17 protein-coding genes are annotated in these 16,463 nt (G+C 52.9%); 10 read left to right on the top strand and 7 right to left on the bottom strand.

Going from position 1 to position 16,463, the window contains the following annotated elements; all coding sequences use genetic code 11:
- Positions 1 to 81: 81 nt before the first annotated feature.
- The 4 genes from Q3F21_RS07725 to Q3F21_RS07710 form a co-directional block, all read right to left on the bottom strand.
- A complete protein-coding gene (locus Q3F21_RS07725; RefSeq protein WP_340250981.1) occupies positions 82 to 408 on the bottom strand; it encodes a hypothetical protein in 327 nt (108 codons plus the stop codon).
- A gap of 44 nt (positions 409 to 452) precedes the next feature.
- Positions 453 to 1,211, bottom strand: a complete 759-nt coding sequence (locus Q3F21_RS07720) for an aminoglycoside adenylyltransferase domain-containing protein (protein ID WP_340250979.1) — start codon at positions 1,209 to 1,211, stop codon at positions 453 to 455.
- 113 nt (positions 1,212 to 1,324) lie between these two features.
- A complete protein-coding gene (locus Q3F21_RS07715) occupies positions 1,325 to 1,624 on the bottom strand; it encodes a hypothetical protein (protein WP_340250977.1) in 300 nt (99 codons plus the stop codon).
- Positions 1,621 to 1,827, bottom strand: coding sequence for a helix-turn-helix transcriptional regulator (locus Q3F21_RS07710; RefSeq protein WP_340250975.1), 207 nt, complete (start codon positions 1,825 to 1,827; stop codon positions 1,621 to 1,623). Before Q3F21_RS07710 ends, Q3F21_RS07715 begins: the two co-directional genes overlap by 4 nt.
- Positions 1,828 to 2,143: 316 nt before the next feature.
- Between Q3F21_RS07710 and Q3F21_RS07705 the strand changes: the two genes are divergently transcribed.
- The 4 genes from Q3F21_RS07705 to Q3F21_RS07690 all read left to right on the top strand — a co-directional run bounded on the left by Q3F21_RS07705 (position 2,144) and on the right by Q3F21_RS07690 (position 5,753).
- The gene (locus Q3F21_RS07705; RefSeq protein ID WP_340250973.1) at positions 2,144 to 2,830 is read left to right on the top strand and encodes a HAMP domain-containing protein; all 687 of its coding nucleotides are present in this window, start codon (positions 2,144 to 2,146) and stop codon (positions 2,828 to 2,830) included.
- A 36-nt stretch (positions 2,831 to 2,866) separates the two neighbouring features.
- Positions 2,867 to 3,244, top strand: coding sequence for a (2Fe-2S) ferredoxin domain-containing protein (locus Q3F21_RS07700; protein ID WP_340250971.1), 378 nt, complete (start codon positions 2,867 to 2,869; stop codon positions 3,242 to 3,244).
- A 356-nt stretch (positions 3,245 to 3,600) separates the two neighbouring features.
- A complete protein-coding gene (locus Q3F21_RS07695; RefSeq protein ID WP_340250968.1) occupies positions 3,601 to 4,794 on the top strand; it encodes a glycine C-acetyltransferase in 1,194 nt (397 codons plus the stop codon).
- The gene (locus Q3F21_RS07690) at positions 4,791 to 5,753 is read left to right on the top strand and encodes an L-threonine 3-dehydrogenase (protein ID WP_340250965.1); all 963 of its coding nucleotides are present in this window, start codon (positions 4,791 to 4,793) and stop codon (positions 5,751 to 5,753) included. The genes Q3F21_RS07695 and Q3F21_RS07690 overlap by 4 nt, the downstream gene beginning before the upstream one ends.
- Before the next feature lie 48 nt (positions 5,754 to 5,801).
- Here Q3F21_RS07690 and Q3F21_RS07685 read toward each other — a convergent pair whose 3' ends face one another.
- Positions 5,802 to 7,400, bottom strand: coding sequence for an S-layer homology domain-containing protein (locus Q3F21_RS07685; protein ID WP_340250963.1), 1,599 nt, complete (start codon positions 7,398 to 7,400; stop codon positions 5,802 to 5,804).
- A 249-nt stretch (positions 7,401 to 7,649) separates the two neighbouring features.
- Here Q3F21_RS07685 and Q3F21_RS07680 point away from each other — a divergent pair, with 249 nt between their 5' ends.
- Complete coding sequence (locus Q3F21_RS07680) at positions 7,650 to 8,639, top strand: YpdA family putative bacillithiol disulfide reductase (RefSeq protein WP_340250961.1); 990 nt, start codon at positions 7,650 to 7,652, stop codon at positions 8,637 to 8,639.
- Between the two features lie 44 nt (positions 8,640 to 8,683).
- Here Q3F21_RS07680 and Q3F21_RS07675 read toward each other — a convergent pair whose 3' ends face one another.
- Complete coding sequence (locus Q3F21_RS07675; RefSeq protein WP_340250959.1) at positions 8,684 to 9,022, bottom strand: histidine triad nucleotide-binding protein; 339 nt, start codon at positions 9,020 to 9,022, stop codon at positions 8,684 to 8,686.
- A 409-nt stretch (positions 9,023 to 9,431) separates the two neighbouring features.
- Between Q3F21_RS07675 and fdhF the strand changes: the two genes are divergently transcribed.
- Genes fdhF through Q3F21_RS07660 form a run of 3 tightly spaced genes read left to right on the top strand, consistent with a single transcriptional unit; the run spans position 9,432 to position 13,281 of the window.
- A complete protein-coding gene (gene fdhF, locus Q3F21_RS07670) occupies positions 9,432 to 12,389 on the top strand; it encodes a formate dehydrogenase subunit alpha (RefSeq protein WP_340250957.1) in 2,958 nt (985 codons plus the stop codon).
- Positions 12,389 to 12,868 (top strand): DUF1641 domain-containing protein, encoded by a 480-nt coding sequence (locus tag Q3F21_RS07665; RefSeq protein ID WP_340250955.1) that lies wholly within the window; start codon positions 12,389 to 12,391, stop codon positions 12,866 to 12,868. The genes fdhF and Q3F21_RS07665 overlap by 1 nt, the downstream gene beginning before the upstream one ends.
- A gap of 17 nt (positions 12,869 to 12,885) precedes the next feature.
- Positions 12,886 to 13,281, top strand: a complete 396-nt coding sequence (locus tag Q3F21_RS07660) for a DUF2294 domain-containing protein (protein WP_340250953.1) — start codon at positions 12,886 to 12,888, stop codon at positions 13,279 to 13,281.
- On the opposite strand, the gene Q3F21_RS07655 is transcribed toward Q3F21_RS07660, so the two are convergent.
- The gene (locus Q3F21_RS07655; RefSeq protein ID WP_340250951.1) at positions 13,209 to 14,030 is read right to left on the bottom strand and encodes an acyl-CoA thioester hydrolase/BAAT C-terminal domain-containing protein; all 822 of its coding nucleotides are present in this window, start codon (positions 14,028 to 14,030) and stop codon (positions 13,209 to 13,211) included. The genes Q3F21_RS07660 and Q3F21_RS07655 overlap by 73 nt on opposite strands.
- Positions 14,031 to 14,224: 194 nt before the next feature.
- On the opposite strand from Q3F21_RS07655, the gene Q3F21_RS07650 reads away from it, so the two are divergent.
- A complete protein-coding gene (locus Q3F21_RS07650; RefSeq protein ID WP_340250949.1) occupies positions 14,225 to 14,803 on the top strand; it encodes a TVP38/TMEM64 family protein in 579 nt (192 codons plus the stop codon).
- Positions 14,804 to 14,861: 58 nt separating this feature from the next.
- Positions 14,862 to 16,424 (top strand): multicopper oxidase family protein, encoded by a 1,563-nt coding sequence (locus Q3F21_RS07645; RefSeq protein WP_340250947.1) that lies wholly within the window; start codon positions 14,862 to 14,864, stop codon positions 16,422 to 16,424.
- The last annotated feature ends 39 nt before the right edge of the window (positions 16,425 to 16,463 follow it).

Genomic DNA, 16,463 nt, shown 5'->3' with positions numbered 1-16,463 from the left:
CTCAAGGAAAATGAAGCGGTTTGGGCGATCACGGGACGGGACAAGACGGAGATAAACAATGTATGTGACAGCCTTTTACCGCTAGAACGCGGCTTTGGCACCGTTGAATTTTAAAACGGCGGAGAGAAGATAAACCAAGCTAGCGAGAGCAAACCATTTCACATTGGATGCGATCAAAAGATAAAGGCTTAACGGAAGTACCCAAATAAAAGCAATCAGGATGACCGGTGCAGGCACAAACGACGTGATCAGGGCAAAGCAGGCGGGGAGCATGATCAATAGAACGAGCAAGAAATCGAGCCCTTTGAAGGAATCGCCGAAGATGAACTGGCAGGAAATCGCCAAAGCTGTCAAAGCTCCCGCGATCCCGGTCAAAAGCCCGCTTACAGACCACCAGTTTTTCAACATCTGAATCCGCCCCTTTGTACGTAAAAATTATCTGTACCGTCAGCTTACGTCAACATGTAATGTTTATTGCAATGTTCAATCATCAAACGAATAAAGTCTTGCGTTTTTTTAGCTCGGCGCCATCGGTCAAATAAGCCGATGGTTCTGTTTTCCCCTTGCCTGATCCGGAGGGCATCTGTCAGCAGCGAATGCCACTCGGAGGGCAGCATCCGCAAGGCGTGTCGGGTTGCATCAACCTTGGAACCGATCTCTTTGCATTCCAGCGTATACAAAATTCTGCATACGGTACATACCGCATCACCCAGCCATTCGTCGGCGAGAAAAAGGAGGACGTGCTCTGCCCGACGATTCCAATACACGTTCAAGTTATACTTCATCGTATTCGATACATCATCCCAGAGGATGGGCAGATCAAGATCGGCCGGTTTTGGGCCGTATACAGGGATACCGTGATGCTTCACAGTCCACCACGTCACGGCGTTTATATCCCAATTCCCCTGCCGTACCTTTCCGTCTGTTACGTAAGGATAGGAGGGAAGATTCTCGTTGCTTTTGCCCAGATTCTTGATGGACAAGTACGTGCCGTCCATTCGCCTGGCCAGAGGGTTGGTCCTTTTCAGTTTTTTATGGATGTTTTGGATAGCTGCAAGGTCGTCATTCGTCGTTTCATTTTGAAACAGCGTTAGAAAATCAATGTCGCTTTTCGCGGAATCAAAGGCTCCCAACGCAATCGAGCCGTAAACGTAAATGCCAAACAGGCGATCTGGAAATGCAGACTGGACCTGTTCTTTATAGTCCTCCATAAGAAGATGGACCTCGTTTGGTAAGCTCGCCAGCTGCATTTGCAGATCACCGCCTTGTTGGTTGTAGTTTCCTTATTAACCTACCATAACCATCCTTTTTTCTACAAGAAAATCTAATGCTTGTAATGATAATAAAGGATGAAGCAAGCCCAGCTGCCCATTTGGACCAGGATCAGCATGGCGAGCATAAAGGGGATCGAGATAATGACATTCAGCAGATGCAGCACAAAAAATACGTAAGTGGCTGCGAGAGGAAAGAACCAGGATGCCGCTCTCGCCTTTGTTCTCATCATGTCATGGCGCTCGTCCAGACCGCGTTTTTTCTTCAGGAAATAGTTCCCCAAAAACAAGCCCAACAGCCCTAATATCATTCCGCCAAACAAGCCCGCATAAGCTCCCATTGTTTCAGTCATATGTTTTCATCTCCCTCAAAAATGAATAAATCTTCAATCGCACAGTCAAAAGCTTGGGCCAGCTTGTGGGCAAGGACCAGCGAAGCATTGTACTTCCCGCTTTCCAAGGAAATAATCGTCTGTCTTGATACGCCAACCATTTCCGACAAGTATTCCTGCGACCAGCCCTTGGCCAGGCGTTCATCCCGAATCCGGTTTTTCATGGTACACCTCCACTCTGTAAAGTTAGCTTTACGTAAAGTTTACTTTACACAATCTCTTTATGTCAAGCTCACTTTACATGATGAAAAAAGAGGAGAAAGCAGGTGTTTCCGGATGAGGCTGCCGAAATGTGCTGATCGATGTGAAAGTACGCTTGTTCTTTGCTAAAATAAGTCATTGGAGCTTTCGTCAGGGTGTTACCTTGCGCGGCGGAGGGATCGGGATGAAACGCATCTGGATGAAGCTCGCTCTTGCATTCATGGCTGTGGGGGAGAGCGTGCATTTTCCCAATTGGATGCGATCTCCAAGGTACTCGGAATGAGAATCGTGCTCCAGGATGAACGTCAAAGGCAGCATGCACAATACGGCGATCAGTCAGCTTCGCTCCGCGTCACAGGGTCCACCGTTCTGCCGGTTGTGGTCGACGGCAAGACGGTTGGTTATCTGACGATCAGTCATCATGAAAGAGCTGCGTCCCATTCGGTTGAGACACACTTTCAGCAAGCCCATACAAGTGCCTTATTGTGGACGATGCTGATCCTGATTGTGGTCGTTGTGCTGGCCAGCATCGGCATCGCCAAAACCATGGTGAAGCCGATCGTTCGGATGAGCGATGCCTCCATGGCCGCATCGAAAGGAGACTGGTCCGTACGCGTTCCCCCAACGTCAGGCAAGGATGAATTGGCCGGATTGGTCGACAGATTCAACAACCTGATCGAGAGCCTGGAGCATCAAGAGCAGCTGCGCAAGCGTTTGACATCGGATATTTCCCACGAGCTGCGGACGCCGCTGAACACCCTGCTCGCGCAAACAGAGGGGGATCGCTCACGCAACCGAGAGCGTGGAGGGGCAGGGCTTGGACTCACGATTGCGAGAGGGCTGGTAGAAGCCCATGGCGGCCAGATCAGCATCCAAAGCCAAAAAGGGCTCGGAACGTCAGTGACGATGCGCTTTCCGGCAGCCGAAAAGCAGCCTGTGGTGGATACAGATAGTGTGACAGGATGACGTAGAGAGGAAAAGCGGAGAGGAGAATAATCAGACATGGCTACATGGAATTTATCGCGGACGAAGCAGCACGTTTTTTTGTGCAATGGAGGAAGCTGCACCCGGGCAGGAGCGGAGGAAGTGACCAAGGCATTCCGTGCGGCTATTAAGGAAGCGGGGCTGGATGATCACGTACATACGACAAAAACGCTTTGCAATGGGCGTTGTGAAGATTCATGCGTCTTGATCGTATACCCTGAAGGAACGTGGTACCGAAAAGTAACACCGCAGCTGGCCGAAGAAATCGTTCAAAAGCATATACAAAACGGTCAGCCGCTTGACGCAAGCGTATCCCACCAGTGGGGACCTGATGGATTTGAGCGGTCGCCGGAAGCGCCAGAGGGAAGGTACAAATCAGAGAAGAAGGAAGAGTAAGCGTGAATGAAAGCCGTAGCATCGATATGCTGCGGTTTTTTATTTTTAATGTCAGTGAACAAATGGACTTGCTTCCAGATGCCGATAGAAGCCGATGAATAAGGCTAAATGTCTGGAAAAAAGGGGAGTGTAAGGAAAAGGGAAAGCAAAGGCCGAAAACGGTGTTACCGCTTACATATTGTCTATGTCATGTGGACATTTTTTGAATAGGATGATAATATGATTACAGAAACGCTATTATACAAAGCTTTACAACGATTCTATATGTACATACCACGGAGACATATGTTTTCGTCGCATGTATCCCTTTCCTACAGAAGCTCGTTTCCGAACATATCCTGACGGGAGGAATGTATATGTCAAGCAAAGTTTTGGATGCCTTTTTGGAAGAAAACCTGGCGGATCTGAAAAGCAAAGGACTGTATAACGTCATTGATCCTCTTCAAAGTGCAAATGGACCGCTGATCACCATCTCGGGCAAAGAACTGATCAATCTCTCCTCGAACAACTATTTGGGACTGGCGACCGACCAGCGTCTGATCGATGCGGCTGTCAAAGCGGCGCAAAAATACGGTGTAGGCGCAGGGGCGGTCCGGACGATTAACGGCACGCTGGAGCTGCACGTGCAGCTGGAAGAGAAGCTGGCCGCTTTCAAGCATACCGAAGCGGCGATAGCCTACCAGTCGGGCTTCAATTGCAACATGGCGGCGATTTCCGCTGTGATGGACAAGGACGACGCGATTCTCTCCGACGAGCTGAACCACGCGTCGATCATCGACGGCTGCCGGCTTTCCCGAGCCCAGATCATCCGGGTGAAACACTCCGATATTGACGACCTGCGGGCAAAGGCCAAGGAAGCTACCGAGTCCGGCAAGTATAAAAAAGTCATGGTGATTACCGATGGGGTCTTCTCCATGGACGGAGACATTGCGAAGCTCCCGGAAATCGTCGAAGTAGCCGAGGAATTTGACTTGATCACGTATGTGGACGATGCCCACGGTTCTGGCGTGCTCGGCAAAGGGGCTGGCACCGTCAAGCATTTTGGCTTGTCTGATAAAATCGACTTCCAAATCGGTACGCTGTCCAAGGCGATCGGCGTGGTCGGCGGGTACGTGGCAGGCAAACAGAAGCTCATCGACTGGCTGAAGGTGCGCAGCCGACCGTTCCTGTTTTCCACTGCTCTCACTCCGGCAGATGTGGCTGCCAGCATGACGGCGATTGATATTCTCCAGAGCAGTACCGAATTGCATGACCGCCTCTGGGAAAACGGCAACTATTTGAAAAAGAGGCTGAAGGAGCTAGGCTTCGACATCGGGCACAGCGAAACCCCGATCACTCCGTGCGTGATTGGCGACGAGCAACAGACGCAGGAATTCAGCAAGCGGTTGTACGAAGCGGGCGTGTATGCCAAAGCAATCGTATTCCCGACCGTTCCGCGCGGGACTGGCCGCGTGCGCAATATGCCGACAGCAGCCCATACCAAAGAGATGCTGGACCGCGCATTGGACATCTATGAAAAAGTGGGCAAAGAAATGGGGATTTTGCAATGAAAAAGATTCTGATCACCGGAGCTTTGGGCCAAATCGGTTCCGAACTGACCGCCAAACTTCGCGACGAGTACGGTGCCAGCAACGTCATCGCCACTGACATCAAAATGCCGCAGGACACCAGTGCGCTGCAGGCTGGACCGTTTGAGACGCTGGATGTAACAGATGCAAAAGCCATGTTTGACATCGCCAAAAAGCATCAGGTAGACACCATTATGCATTTGGCCGCTCTGCTTTCCGCGACGGCGGAAGCGAAACCGCTCCTGGCCTGGAATTTGAACATGGGCGGTCTGGTCAATGCGTTGGAAGTATCCCGCGAGCTGGGGTGCCAGTTCTTTACGCCGAGCTCGATCGGAGCTTTTGGACCGAGCACGCCGAAGGATCGGACGCCGCAGGACACGATTCAGCGGCCGACTACCATGTACGGGGTCAATAAAGTGTCCGGAGAGCTTTTGTGTGACTACTACTTCCACAAGTTCGGCGTAGATACGCGGGGCGTCCGCTTTCCCGGCCTGATTTCCTATGTGACGCCGCCAGGCGGGGGCACGACGGATTATGCGGTAGAGATTTACTACAAGGCGATCACGGAAGGCACCTACACCTCATATATTGCAAAAGGCACGTACATGGACATGATGTACATGCCGGACGCTTTACAGGGGATTATTGCGTTGATGGAGGCCGACCCGGGCAAACTGAGGCATCGGAATGCGTTCAACGTGACTGCGATGAGCATCGAGCCGGAAGACGTTGCTCGTTCCATCCAGAAGCTGATCCCTTCGTTTACGCTCAAATACGATGTGGATCCGGTGCGTCAGGCGATTGCCGACAGCTGGCCGAATTCGATCGACGATACCGCCGCGCGGGAAGAGTGGGGATTTAGGGCCGAGTACGATCTGGATAAGATGACGGCCGACATGCTCGCCAAATTAAAAGAGAAGCTGCTTCAAGAAATCCATTGAGTAGCAAGCAAAAAACAAGCCTGGGCAGCCAGGCTTGTTTTTTCATATTCATTGCTTCATGCTTTCCAGTTTTTTCATGGTGATGACGTTGGAAACGACATTCCATACATCCGGAAGCTTTTCCCCTACGTACCAGTAGGCAAATCCGGCGATGGGCTGTTCCAGGCTCGCTTGCATTTTTAGCCCAAGCGATCGGCTCTCCTCCAGCCAGATCGAATGCGCCGTTCCGTTTTTCCAGTACGTCGCCTTGTATTGCGAGGCTGCCGTATTCCAGCTTACAGCAGGCTTGTTCTGCGACAGGAGCCAGTAAGACTCCCGAATCAGCAAATCCGTGGACTGCCAGGCTCCGTTCGCCATGTACCAGTCTCGGGTGTAGAGCGGCAGACCGACGATATACTTGTCCGCAGGGATGCGGGTCAACAGATTTTTCGAGCTTCTTGCGAGCCAGGACAGCGAAGAGACGGAGCCGGCAGAAGAGCCTCCGACCCAATGCTCCTCGTAGCCCATCAAGACGATATAATCAGCATGCTTCGCCAGATTGGCGTAATCGTAAGGAGCGCTCCAATCCGACTGGGTATCCGGCGGAACATCGACGGAGACTGTTCGCCCTTTTGCATGCATGGCCTGCGACAGCTCTTTGATAAAGGCAGTGAAAGCGTCGCGGTCGCCAGGCTTGATATTTTCAAAGTCGACATTGATTCCATCCAACTGGTACTTTTCGCTCAGCTGTACCAATTTATTGATGACCGCGGCGCGGTTCGCCGGCACGGAGATCGCGTTGTGCGTTGCGTTGGGGTCAAACCGATTGCCAAACAGCGCCCATACTTTTCGGCCATTCTGGTGCGCCCACCTGACTAGAGCCGCATCGGAATAATCGGCGATCGAACTGTCGGCTTGCAAGTAAAACCAGCGGGGAGACAGTGTGTTTACTGGAGTGTCCTTGACCAGATCAATGAATTCTTGGACGGTAGATTGGTACTGCCACCCCAAGATGACGGGAGTCTTGCCTTTTGCTTGTTGCTGGTCAACTTTCTTCTTCATCCGGCTTAGAAGCACCGCCGTCTCTTCGCGGGATAACGCGGAGTTTGGCCGGAAATTTCCCTGGTAGCCGACCAGAAGCTTTTGGCGGATGGCCTCCGCCACGTACGGTCTGGCCCAGTAGGCGACGCTGTACGCATCGCTGAGCGGCAGAGATGCTGGCTGATACGGTTCCACTCCCATCGCTCGGATCAGCAGGGCTGCCGCCTCCTGGCGGGAGATGGTGCGATTCGGTGAGAACGTGGTCGGTCCCGTGCCATTTGCAATTCCGAGAGACACCGCAGCCTGTACCGTTCCATAAGCCCAGGAACTCTTTGGCACATCGGCATAGGCGGGGATTTGACTCGACACCTGCTTGAGTCCCCAGGTGCGCGTCAGCATGGCGACAAATTCTGCCCGGGTCACCGCTTTTTTGGGCCGATAGTAACCATCGGCATCTCCCATGACAATGCCAGCATGATAAAGCGAATTGATCTCTGTTTTTGCATAGCTGCCGGAAATATCCTTGAGCGGAACGGCTGTCGAGGCGGAGACACCGACCGAGACAGTCAGCAGCGACGTTGCCCATAAAGCAAAGCTAAGTATGATATGTACATTTCGTTTTCGCATGGCTCTACTCTTTCGTCAGTAATTTTTCTATGTCTCTTCTAGTGTAAAGAATAGAAAAAACTCTTTCATTCATCATTTTCTGGAAATGGAAAACAGGAATGGCTTTGGAAGGGAGTGTCAATCGGGGGGAGTGGGTATGATATGATGAGGACAGAATCATTTTTCCGGCGCGTTGTTTGTAAACGCAACCTGTGAGCAGATATGCAGATATATAGAGAGAAAACAGACATGGGAGGATGGACTGGAATCATGGAAAAGGCAATCATCATCGGAGCGGGGCCGTGCGGTCTTGCTGCCGCCGTAGAACTGAAGAGACGGGGAATCGACCCGCTTGTCATCGAAAAGGGAACGCTGGTCAACTCGATTTACCGCTATCCGACCTACATGATTTTTCACAGTACGCCGGAGCTTCTCGAGATCGGAGAGATTCCGTTTTCTACGCCGAACGAAAAACCGACACGGGCGGAAGCCCTCCAATACTACCGTCTGGTGGCGGCCCGCAATCAGCTGCGGATCAACAGCTATGAGACGGTCACGCATGTGGAAAAAGCGGAAAACGGCTTTACCGTGCAGTCTGTAGACCGTTTTCAGGCAATACACACCTATGCTTGCCGCTACCTGATCGTGGCGACAGGGTACTTTGACAATCCGAACAAGCTAAACATACCGGGTCAGGACTTGGAGAAGGTCAGCTCCTTTTTTACGGAAGCGCATCCGTATGCAGGAATGAAGGTGGCGGTCATTGGCGGCAATAACTCCGCGGTCGATGCCGCCATGGAGCTTGAACGTGCCGGTGCCAAGGTGACTGTAATTTGCCGCAAGCCCCAGCTGTCTGAGCGTGTAAAGGCGTGGACAAGACCGGTTTTTGAAAGCCTGGCAGCCAAAGGCCGCATACAAGTGATCTACTCCGCCCATGTAAAGGAGATCACCGAGCGCAATCTGGTGGTAGTGGCAGGAGAGGAGGAAATCGTGATCGAAAACGATTTTGTCTTTTCCCTGATCGGCTACCGGCCTGACCGCGGGATGCTCCGTTCGCTGGGAGCGTCGACCAATCCGCAGACGGGGGAGCCGGCGCATAATTCCGATACGATGGAAACGGATGTAGACGGTCTGTATATCGCCGGTGTCATTGCCTCCGGCGAGCACGCCAATGCGATTTTTATTGAAAACGGCCGGCATCACGGAAAGCTGATCGCCGAGCATATCGCCAGGCTGGAACAAAGCAGCGGGCAAGCGTAAAAAGCCAACGCCGCGTCTACACCGTGACGCTGGCGTTGGCTTTTTTACATATTCCACTCAAGCTGACGGCCGCCAATCAAGTGGTAATGGATGTGAAAAACGGTTTGCTGCCCGTGCTGGCCCGTGTTCGTAATCACGCGGAAGCCGGATTCCTTTACGCCTGTTTCTTCCGCCACCTTTTGCAAAGACAGGTGCAGGTGACCGATCAATTCCTTATCCTCCGGCTGAATGTCCAAAAGAGACGTGATGTGCTTTTTGGGGATGGCAAGAACGTGTACGGGAGCGATCGGGTTGATATCGTGGAAAGCAACCACATGTTCGTCTTCGTAAACCTTTTTGGCAGGGAGTTCTCCCTGTACGATTTTGCAGAAAATGCAATCCATCTGAAGCATCCTTCCTTTCCAAAGCCTCTCTAGTAGGACTATTCGCCGCTTCCTGCCATTTTCCTTTCACGCTATCGACCGGATTGGGCGGCTTTGCAAGACCATTGTGCAAAACGCGCCGGCTGGGCCCGTACTATGAAAGGGTTTTCTCTTGCAAAATCCACCTGTTTGATTATAATGGGAAAGGGAAGTGCATCGATGCTGCGGGAATGAGATTCCTGGCACATTCTGGCTTCCGCGAACGAAATGGTTGGATTGATAACTGGTATGAAAAATGCTAAGTGTTAACCCACCATAAAGCGACTTGCGCAAACGTTGTTTGTACAGGTTGGTTTATGGTGGGTTTTTTGCGGTTGATAACCAGGTCTTGTAAAATCGTTTTGATCGTTTTTGGCACAGAGGAGGAACCATGGAACAGAAAAAAGTGCGTTTTCAATTAAATGGGGTAGAACACGAAGCGGCAGAAGGCACGCGCATTCTGGACTACATGCTCAAGCAGGAAATCGAGCATCCGCACATCTGCTATTCGCCAGTTCTCGGGCCGATTCAAACCTGCGATACCTGTATGTGCGAGATTGACGGCAAAATCATGCGCGCCTGCTCGACTACTGTATCGGAAGGCATGAATATTCTGAGTGCTTCCGAAAAGGCGAGAGCAGCCCAGAAGGAAGCGATGGATCGCGTACTGGAAAACCACATGCTGTACTGTACCGTATGCGACAACAACAACGGCAATTGCCGGGTGCACAATACGACCGCGCTGCTTGAGGTGGAGCATCAAAGCCGTCCGTTTAGGGAAAAAGGCTACGAAGTCGACATGTCCCATCCGTTTTACCGGTATGATCCGAACCAGTGCATTCTGTGCGGCCGCTGTGTCGAGGTCTGCCAGGATTTGCAGGTGAACGAAACCCTGACGATTGATTGGGAGCGGGAAATGCCTCGCGTAATCTGGGACGACGATCGCTCCATCAACAACTCGTCGTGCGTCTCCTGCGGTCAGTGCGTAACGGTTTGCCCGTGCAATGCCCTGATGGAAAAGTCGATGCTCGGCGAAGCCGGCTTCATGACCTCGATGGATCAGGAGCTCCTGACTCCGATGATCGACCTCGTAAAGGAAGTAGAGCCGGGATACAGCAGCATTTTGGCCGTTTCCGAAATCGAGGCGGCCTTGCGCGATACGCGGACGAAAAAGACGAAGACCGTCTGTACGTTCTGCGGTGTAGGCTGCTCGTTCGAGGTATGGACGCGGGATCGCAAAATTCTGAAGATCGAGCCTTCGGAAAATGCCCCGGTAAACAGCGTGTCAACTTGCGTCAAAGGCAAGTTCGGCTGGGATTTCGTGAACAGCGATCAGCGCCTGACCACTCCGCTCATTCGCAGAGGAGATGAATTCGTGCCGGCAACCTGGGACGAAGCCCTCAGCTACATGACAGAGAGATTGTCCGCGATGAAAAAACAGTACGGCGGCAATGCGCTTGGATTTGTCAGCTCGTCCAAGACGACAAACGAGGAAGCGTACCTGATGCAAAAGCTGGCACGGCAAGTATTTGAAACGAACAACGTGGACAACTGCTCGCGTTATTGCCAGTCGCCCGCTTCTGACGGCTTGATGTCGACCGTGGGCTTTGGCGCCGACTCCGGCACAATCAAGGACATCGCTTCGGCAGGTTTGGTGATCATCGTCGGGGCCAACCCGACCGAGGGCCATCCGGTTCTTGCGACTCGTGTGAAACGCGCCAAAAAGCTGTTCGGCCAAAAGCTGATTGTTTCCGATTTGCGCAAGCACGAAATGGCGGAACGTTCCGATCTGTACATCCATCCTCGCCAGGGAACGGATTTCGTCTGGCTTTCCGCCGTAGCGAAGTACATCATCGACCAGGGCTGGCACGACGAAGCCTTTATCAAGGCGCGCACCAACCACTTCGAAGAATTCATGGCGCTACTGGAAAAATACACGCTGGAGTACGCCGAGGAAATCACCGGCATTCCGCGCGAACAGATGATCCAGGCAGCGACGATGATTCACGAAGCGGACGGAACGTGCGTCCTGTGGGGGATGGGTGTGACGCAGAACGTCGGCGGCTCGCATACCTCCGCGGCGATTTCGAATCTGCTGCTCGTCACCGGAAACTTTGGACGTCCGGGCGCAGGCGCATACCCGCTGCGCGGCCACAACAACGTACAGGGTGCTTGCGACATGGGCTCCTTGCCCAACTGGTTCCCGGGCTATCAGAGCATTGCGGATGACAGCATTCGCCAGAAGTTCGAACAGGCATACGGCGTATCGATTTCACCGAAGCCCGGCTATACCAACATTCAGATGCTGGAGGCTGTCGGCAGAGGCGAGCTGAAAGCGATGTACCTGATGGGCGAGGACATGGCCTGGATCGACTCCAACGCCAATCATGTGCAAGAGATGCTCAGCCAGCTGAAATTTTTCGTCGTCCAGGACGTCTTCTTCACCAAGACAGCCCAGTTCGCCGATGTCATCCTGCCTGCCGCGCCTTCTCTGGAAAAGGACGGTACCTTTGTCAATACAGAGCGCCGTATTCAGCGCTTGTACAAAGTATTCGAGCCGCTGGAGGGCTCCAAGCCGGACTGGCAAATCCTCACCGAGGTTGCCGCTCGCATGGGCTTCAATTGGGGCTACCAGCATCCAAGCGAGATCATGGACGAGATTGCCGCGCTGAGCCCGGTATTCTCCGGCGTTTCCTACAAGCGCCTGGAAGGATGGAACAGTCTGGTCTGGCCGGTTCAGCCGGATGGCACGGACGAGCCGCTCCTGTATTTGGAACGCTTCAACTTCCCGGACGGACGCGCCCGCTTCTCGCTGGTCGATTACGTTCCGCCGGTCGAGTATCCGGCAGAATTTGACCTGATCGTCAACAATGGCCGCCTGTTGGAGCATTTCCATGAGGGCAATATGACCAACAAGTCAAAAGGGATTCAATACAAGGTGCCGGACGTGTTCGTAGAGGTGCCGCCGGCGCTCGCCAAGGAACGGGGCGTACAGGATGGCACGCTCGTCCGCCTGGTTTCTCCATATGGAGCGATCAAGCTGCGCGCCGTCGTGACAGACCGCGTCCAGGGAAAAGAGCTGTACGTTCCGATGAACTCGGTCAGCCACGAAAATGCGATCAACGTACTGACCGGAAATGCCGTAGACGTTCGCACCCAAACTCCGGCTTACAAACAGACGAAGGTCCGCATGGAAATCCTCGAGGCGACCGGAAAGAACCCGCTGCCGCTGTATAACCCGCGCTACGCGAAGCGAAATCCGCAGCTGGGCGTACAGGTGGAACGCAAATGGGCGAGAGGCGATTACGCGCCGATCGCAGAAGTGAACCAGCCAGGAGGGGTGAAATAATGGCGAAGCCGACGACCAAGATCGTTCAACCCGTGCTGACCGAAGAAGAGAAGCGCTCCAAAGCGTTGGAGCAGGTGTTAAGCGACACGGCTCTAAACGCCGACGGCATTCGCGAGACGATCAAGCTGCTGCAGGAGCTCCATCAGAGCGGCATTCTCGGTGCAGTCGTTTCCCTCGTGGAAGCAAAGGAAGAGGTAGCCAAGATCGCTGTTGGCCAGCTGGTTCGTCCGCAAGTGACCAATGCGATCAACAACGCCATGGCAGTCGCTGAAACGCTCACGGAGATCGAGCCCGAGATGACCAAAAAGCTGGCGGGAAGCCTGGCAAAGGGCTTGAAAAAAGCGGAAGAAGGGCTGCGCCAGGAAGAAAAGGTCGGGATTTTCGACCTGATCAAGGCGCTGCAGGACCCTGACATCAACCGCGCCGTCGCGTTTGGCATGAACCTCTTGAAGGGTATGGGCCAAGGATTAAAAGACTAGAGTGTGGTGAAATATCTGTGTCCAATCAGGTCGAGCATCAATTCAGCAGGCTTGTCCGTGAGATTCGCAAGCAATACGTCGGAAATGGTCCGGAAAAAATCCGGACGAGATTTGTCGGGTCATGGGCGATTATCGAGATGAAAGGCAATCTGACCGAGGTAGAAAAATGGATGATCGACTCCGACGAGGGCAGAAAAATGATACAGGAGACCCGGACCAAGATGGTGAAAGAAATCTACAAAAGGGCTGAGGTTGTCGAGAAGCTCGAAAATCTGGTAGGGGCTAAGCTGATCACCCTCTTCAGTGATATCAACATGGATGCTGACTGGGCCATCACCGTCTACGTTTTTGACCGCAACATAGAGGCCGCTAAACAAAATCGGCTGCAGGCATCAAAACGCAATTGCATGTAGCGTTTCATCCTTGACAGGTGAGATGACAGCAATCGATCGTCGCCCTCCGCATGAAATCGTGCGGAGGGTTTATTATGTAGGCTGACAATTTTGCAATGTCCGGCAGGGGTCCCGCCATTCAATCTGGTTCTGGTCGTGGGAATGTAGGGAAAACGAATCCCGTGGCCGCTTTTTTCGTAAGAAAGATGGAGGCATTCGTGCGCAAAATTGTGGCCTGCCAGTCGTTCCTTGATCCGTCGGCAGTGCAAATCAGACGGCCACCAGTGATCGTCGCCCGAGCCGATCAACAGGATCGGGCCCCGGATGTTTTCCACGGGAGTCGTCGCTTTCGCTGTTGCCGCTTTGTTCTGCAAGCTGGCGGCGTGAATGTCGTCGATTCGCTGAAGATTCTCCAGCCGTTTTTCGGCTTCACGGCACTGGGCCTCCGTCCAGGGAACAAAAGGCAGGGGGACGCAGCGATACGACCAAGACGACTGCGGGACAAACTGCTTCGATTCGGCGGAGACAGTCGAGGTTCCGATCGCAACGGCAGAGCTTGGGCTAGATGCGATGACAAACGAAATGTCAGAGAAAGAAGAACCGAGCACCAATGCCAATTCCGCTCCCTTGGAACGGCCGAAAACGCCTACCCGCTGCCCGGATACAGAAGGGTGCCGTTTGAGCCAGCGAACCGCTTTTTGTCCGTATTCCAACGGGATATTGCGAATATCGTCAGGGAGGTCGTCGCATTGAAAGTAAGCCAGGGCCAAGGCCTTGGAACCCGTGAGAGGCGAATAGGGCGGCAAATTGGGAGCTTGTCGCGAGCGGTTTCTGGTACTCTGATTTCAGCATAAAAGATCAGGAGAAAGATGAACGGAGAGATTGTGACGATATTGGGTTATTTTGGATTTGCCAGATAGATCGTTGATGATTTGTCCAAGCTAAAAAGAGGAGGACTGCATTCGTGGACTGGTCGGACTTGGTCGTAACCACGGCGGATTGGATTCGTTCGTGGGGAGTATTCGCTGTCATCGCCAGCTTGCTTATTAATGTGCTGATCAGCGTGGCCGGTGTTTTGCCCTCATTGTTCCTGTCGGCGGCAAATGCTGTCGTGTTTGGCTTATGGGGAGGTTTCTTGATCTCGCTTGCGGGAGAAATCCTTGGAGCGGCCGTATCGTTTGTTTTGTACCGCTGGGGCATTTCCCGTTCGGACAAGCTGCAAAAGGTTCGCGAAGCACGCTGGTTAAAAAGGATTTCGGACATGTCGCGGGGGCGTAGATTGCTGGCGCTGATCCTGCTTAGAGTCAATCCCTTGCTCCCCTCCGGGGTGGTCAACGTCGGGGCGGCGTTCTCCCCGATCGCGTTTGCCGATTTCTTTCTCGCCACCGTGATCGGAAAAACGCCGTCGTTAGTCATGGAAACCTTTATCGGCCACGATCTCGTATTTTTCTCGGAAAACAAATATCGTTTGATCATCGCTGTCCTACTTGCAGCATCTGTTTTTCTGCTGTTTCGATGGACAGAAAAAAAGCAGTCTCCATAATTTCTTCACGAGTTTTTGATACGCTGGCACCGTAGAACAAACCAGAGGAGGCAGGTCCATGAAAAAGAAGGTGTTCATCGGTGCAGCCAGTGCCGGGATTGCGGCGATGGCTGCGGTAGGCGCTTTTTTCTACGGAGCGGCCGGCGATACAAAAGCACATGCGCAATACATGGCAAAGCCTGAAATATTGCAGGAAAATGGACAAACCGTCCGCAGATTTGAACTGGTAGCCAAGGAAGCGGAATGGGCGCTGTCCGCCGATAAAAAAGTACCGGCATGGACGTATAACGGCGTTGTTCCAGGCAGCCAAATCCGGGCGAAGGTGGGCGAGGTGATCCGCGTCAAGCTGAAAAACGAATTGAAGGCGCCAACGACGATTCACTGGCACGGCTATCCCGTTCCGAACAATATGGACGGAATCCCGGGGACGACGCAAAATGCGGTTCGGCCTGGGGAGACGTTTACGTATGAATTTCCAGCTACCGTTCCCGGAACGTATTGGTACCACTCCCATCAGGACAGCGCCAAGCAGGAGGATCTCGGTCTTTACGGAACGCTTGTCGTAGAGGAGCCGGATCAGGCTGACATTCAACGGGACTACACATTGGTTCTCGATGAGTGGAATACCGGCTCAACCGGGCATGAAGGCATGAATATGGGGGAAATGGACCACGGAAACCACGGAAGCATGAACATGCCTGACATGGACCACAGATCAGCGCAAATGCCGCCGGGAGCTATGCACGACCAGATGATGCAGGCGATGTACACGACGTTTACGGTAAACGGAAAAACAGGGGATGCCATCGAACCGATCGAGGCAGCGAAGGGAGAGCGTGTGCGCCTCCGCTTCGTCAATGCGGGTTTCCAAAGCCACACGCTTCACTTGCATGGACAGGCGTACAAAATTGTCAGTGCAGACGGTCAACCGATCAAGAATCCGGCATTGATTCAGGATCAGCCGTTTACGATCGCCCCGGGCGAACGCTATGACATCGAGTTTGCGGCTGAAGAAGATACGGACTGGGTCATCGAGTGCCATAGCAAGACGGAGGCAGCCAAAGGAATGCTCATCCCCGTAAACGTACAAGGAGCTGGCACAGAGGGAAAAAGCGTCACCAAAGGCGAGGCGGCACCCATCGATTTGACAGCCTATGGGAATGTCGACAAAGGGGCGTTTACCCTCGACATGAAATACGATCAGGAATACCGGATGGACCTGGGCGAAAAAATGGGGAAAGACGGAATAGACCCGGTCTTTACGATTAATGGGGAGACATACCCGGATATCAAGCCGTTCCACGTCAAAAAAGGGGACAAAGTGAAAGTCACCATGGTAAACAAAGGCTCATCCGATCACCCGATGCATCTGCATGGCCATTTCTTCCAGGTGTTGAGCAAAGACGGAAAAGCGCTTGCCGGCGCTCCCCTGATGAAAGATACGCTCAACCTCAAGCCTGGCGAGAGCTACGTCGTGGCGTTTGAAGCGGATAACCCGGGGGAATGGATGTTCCACTGCCATGACCTGCATCACGCCGCGGCCGGTATGGTCAACTCCGTCCTGTACGAGGGACATCAGAAGTTCGTCCAGGACCCGACTGTTGGCAATAAAGCGCATTAAATGATATGTCCCAGGTGTGTCCTGGGATCTTTTTCTATT

The organism is Brevibacillus borstelensis, assembly GCF_037834415.1.
Taxonomy (GTDB): Bacteria; Bacillota; Bacilli; order Brevibacillales; family Brevibacillaceae; genus Brevibacillus; species Brevibacillus borstelensis_A.
Note: the sequence above shows the minus strand (reverse complement) of the source record. Positions and strands in the feature narration are given on the sequence as shown.

Excerpts from the sequence above, each read along its gene's own strand:
- Q3F21_RS07715 (WP_340250977.1), bottom strand. The coding sequence starts at position 1,624 with ATGACTGAAACAATGGGAGCTTATGCGGGCTTGTTTGGCGGAATGATA.
- Q3F21_RS07700 (WP_340250971.1), top strand. The coding sequence starts at position 2,867 with ATGGCTACATGGAATTTATCGCGGACGAAGCAGCACGTTTTTTTGTGC.
- Q3F21_RS07665 (WP_340250955.1), top strand. The coding sequence starts at position 12,389 with ATGGCGAAGCCGACGACCAAGATCGTTCAACCCGTGCTGACCGAAGAA.
- Q3F21_RS07710 (WP_340250975.1), bottom strand. The coding sequence starts at position 1,827 with ATGAAAAACCGGATTCGGGATGAACGCCTGGCCAAGGGCTGGTCGCAG.
- Q3F21_RS07695 (WP_340250968.1), top strand. The coding sequence starts at position 3,601 with ATGTCAAGCAAAGTTTTGGATGCCTTTTTGGAAGAAAACCTGGCGGAT.
- Q3F21_RS07720 (WP_340250979.1), bottom strand. The coding sequence starts at position 1,211 with ATGGAGGACTATAAAGAACAGGTCCAGTCTGCATTTCCAGATCGCCTG.
- fdhF (WP_340250957.1), top strand. The coding sequence starts at position 9,432 with ATGGAACAGAAAAAAGTGCGTTTTCAATTAAATGGGGTAGAACACGAA.
- Q3F21_RS07645 (WP_340250947.1), top strand. The coding sequence starts at position 14,862 with ATGAAAAAGAAGGTGTTCATCGGTGCAGCCAGTGCCGGGATTGCGGCG.
- Q3F21_RS07685 (WP_340250963.1), bottom strand. The coding sequence starts at position 7,400 with ATGCGAAAACGAAATGTACATATCATACTTAGCTTTGCTTTATGGGCA.
- Q3F21_RS07680 (WP_340250961.1), top strand. The coding sequence starts at position 7,650 with ATGGAAAAGGCAATCATCATCGGAGCGGGGCCGTGCGGTCTTGCTGCC.
- Q3F21_RS07705 (WP_340250973.1), top strand. The coding sequence starts at position 2,144 with ATGAGAATCGTGCTCCAGGATGAACGTCAAAGGCAGCATGCACAATAC.
- Q3F21_RS07725 (WP_340250981.1), bottom strand. The coding sequence starts at position 408 with ATGTTGAAAAACTGGTGGTCTGTAAGCGGGCTTTTGACCGGGATCGCG.
- Q3F21_RS07675 (WP_340250959.1), bottom strand. The coding sequence starts at position 9,022 with ATGGATTGCATTTTCTGCAAAATCGTACAGGGAGAACTCCCTGCCAAA.
- Q3F21_RS07690 (WP_340250965.1), top strand. The coding sequence starts at position 4,791 with ATGAAAAAGATTCTGATCACCGGAGCTTTGGGCCAAATCGGTTCCGAA.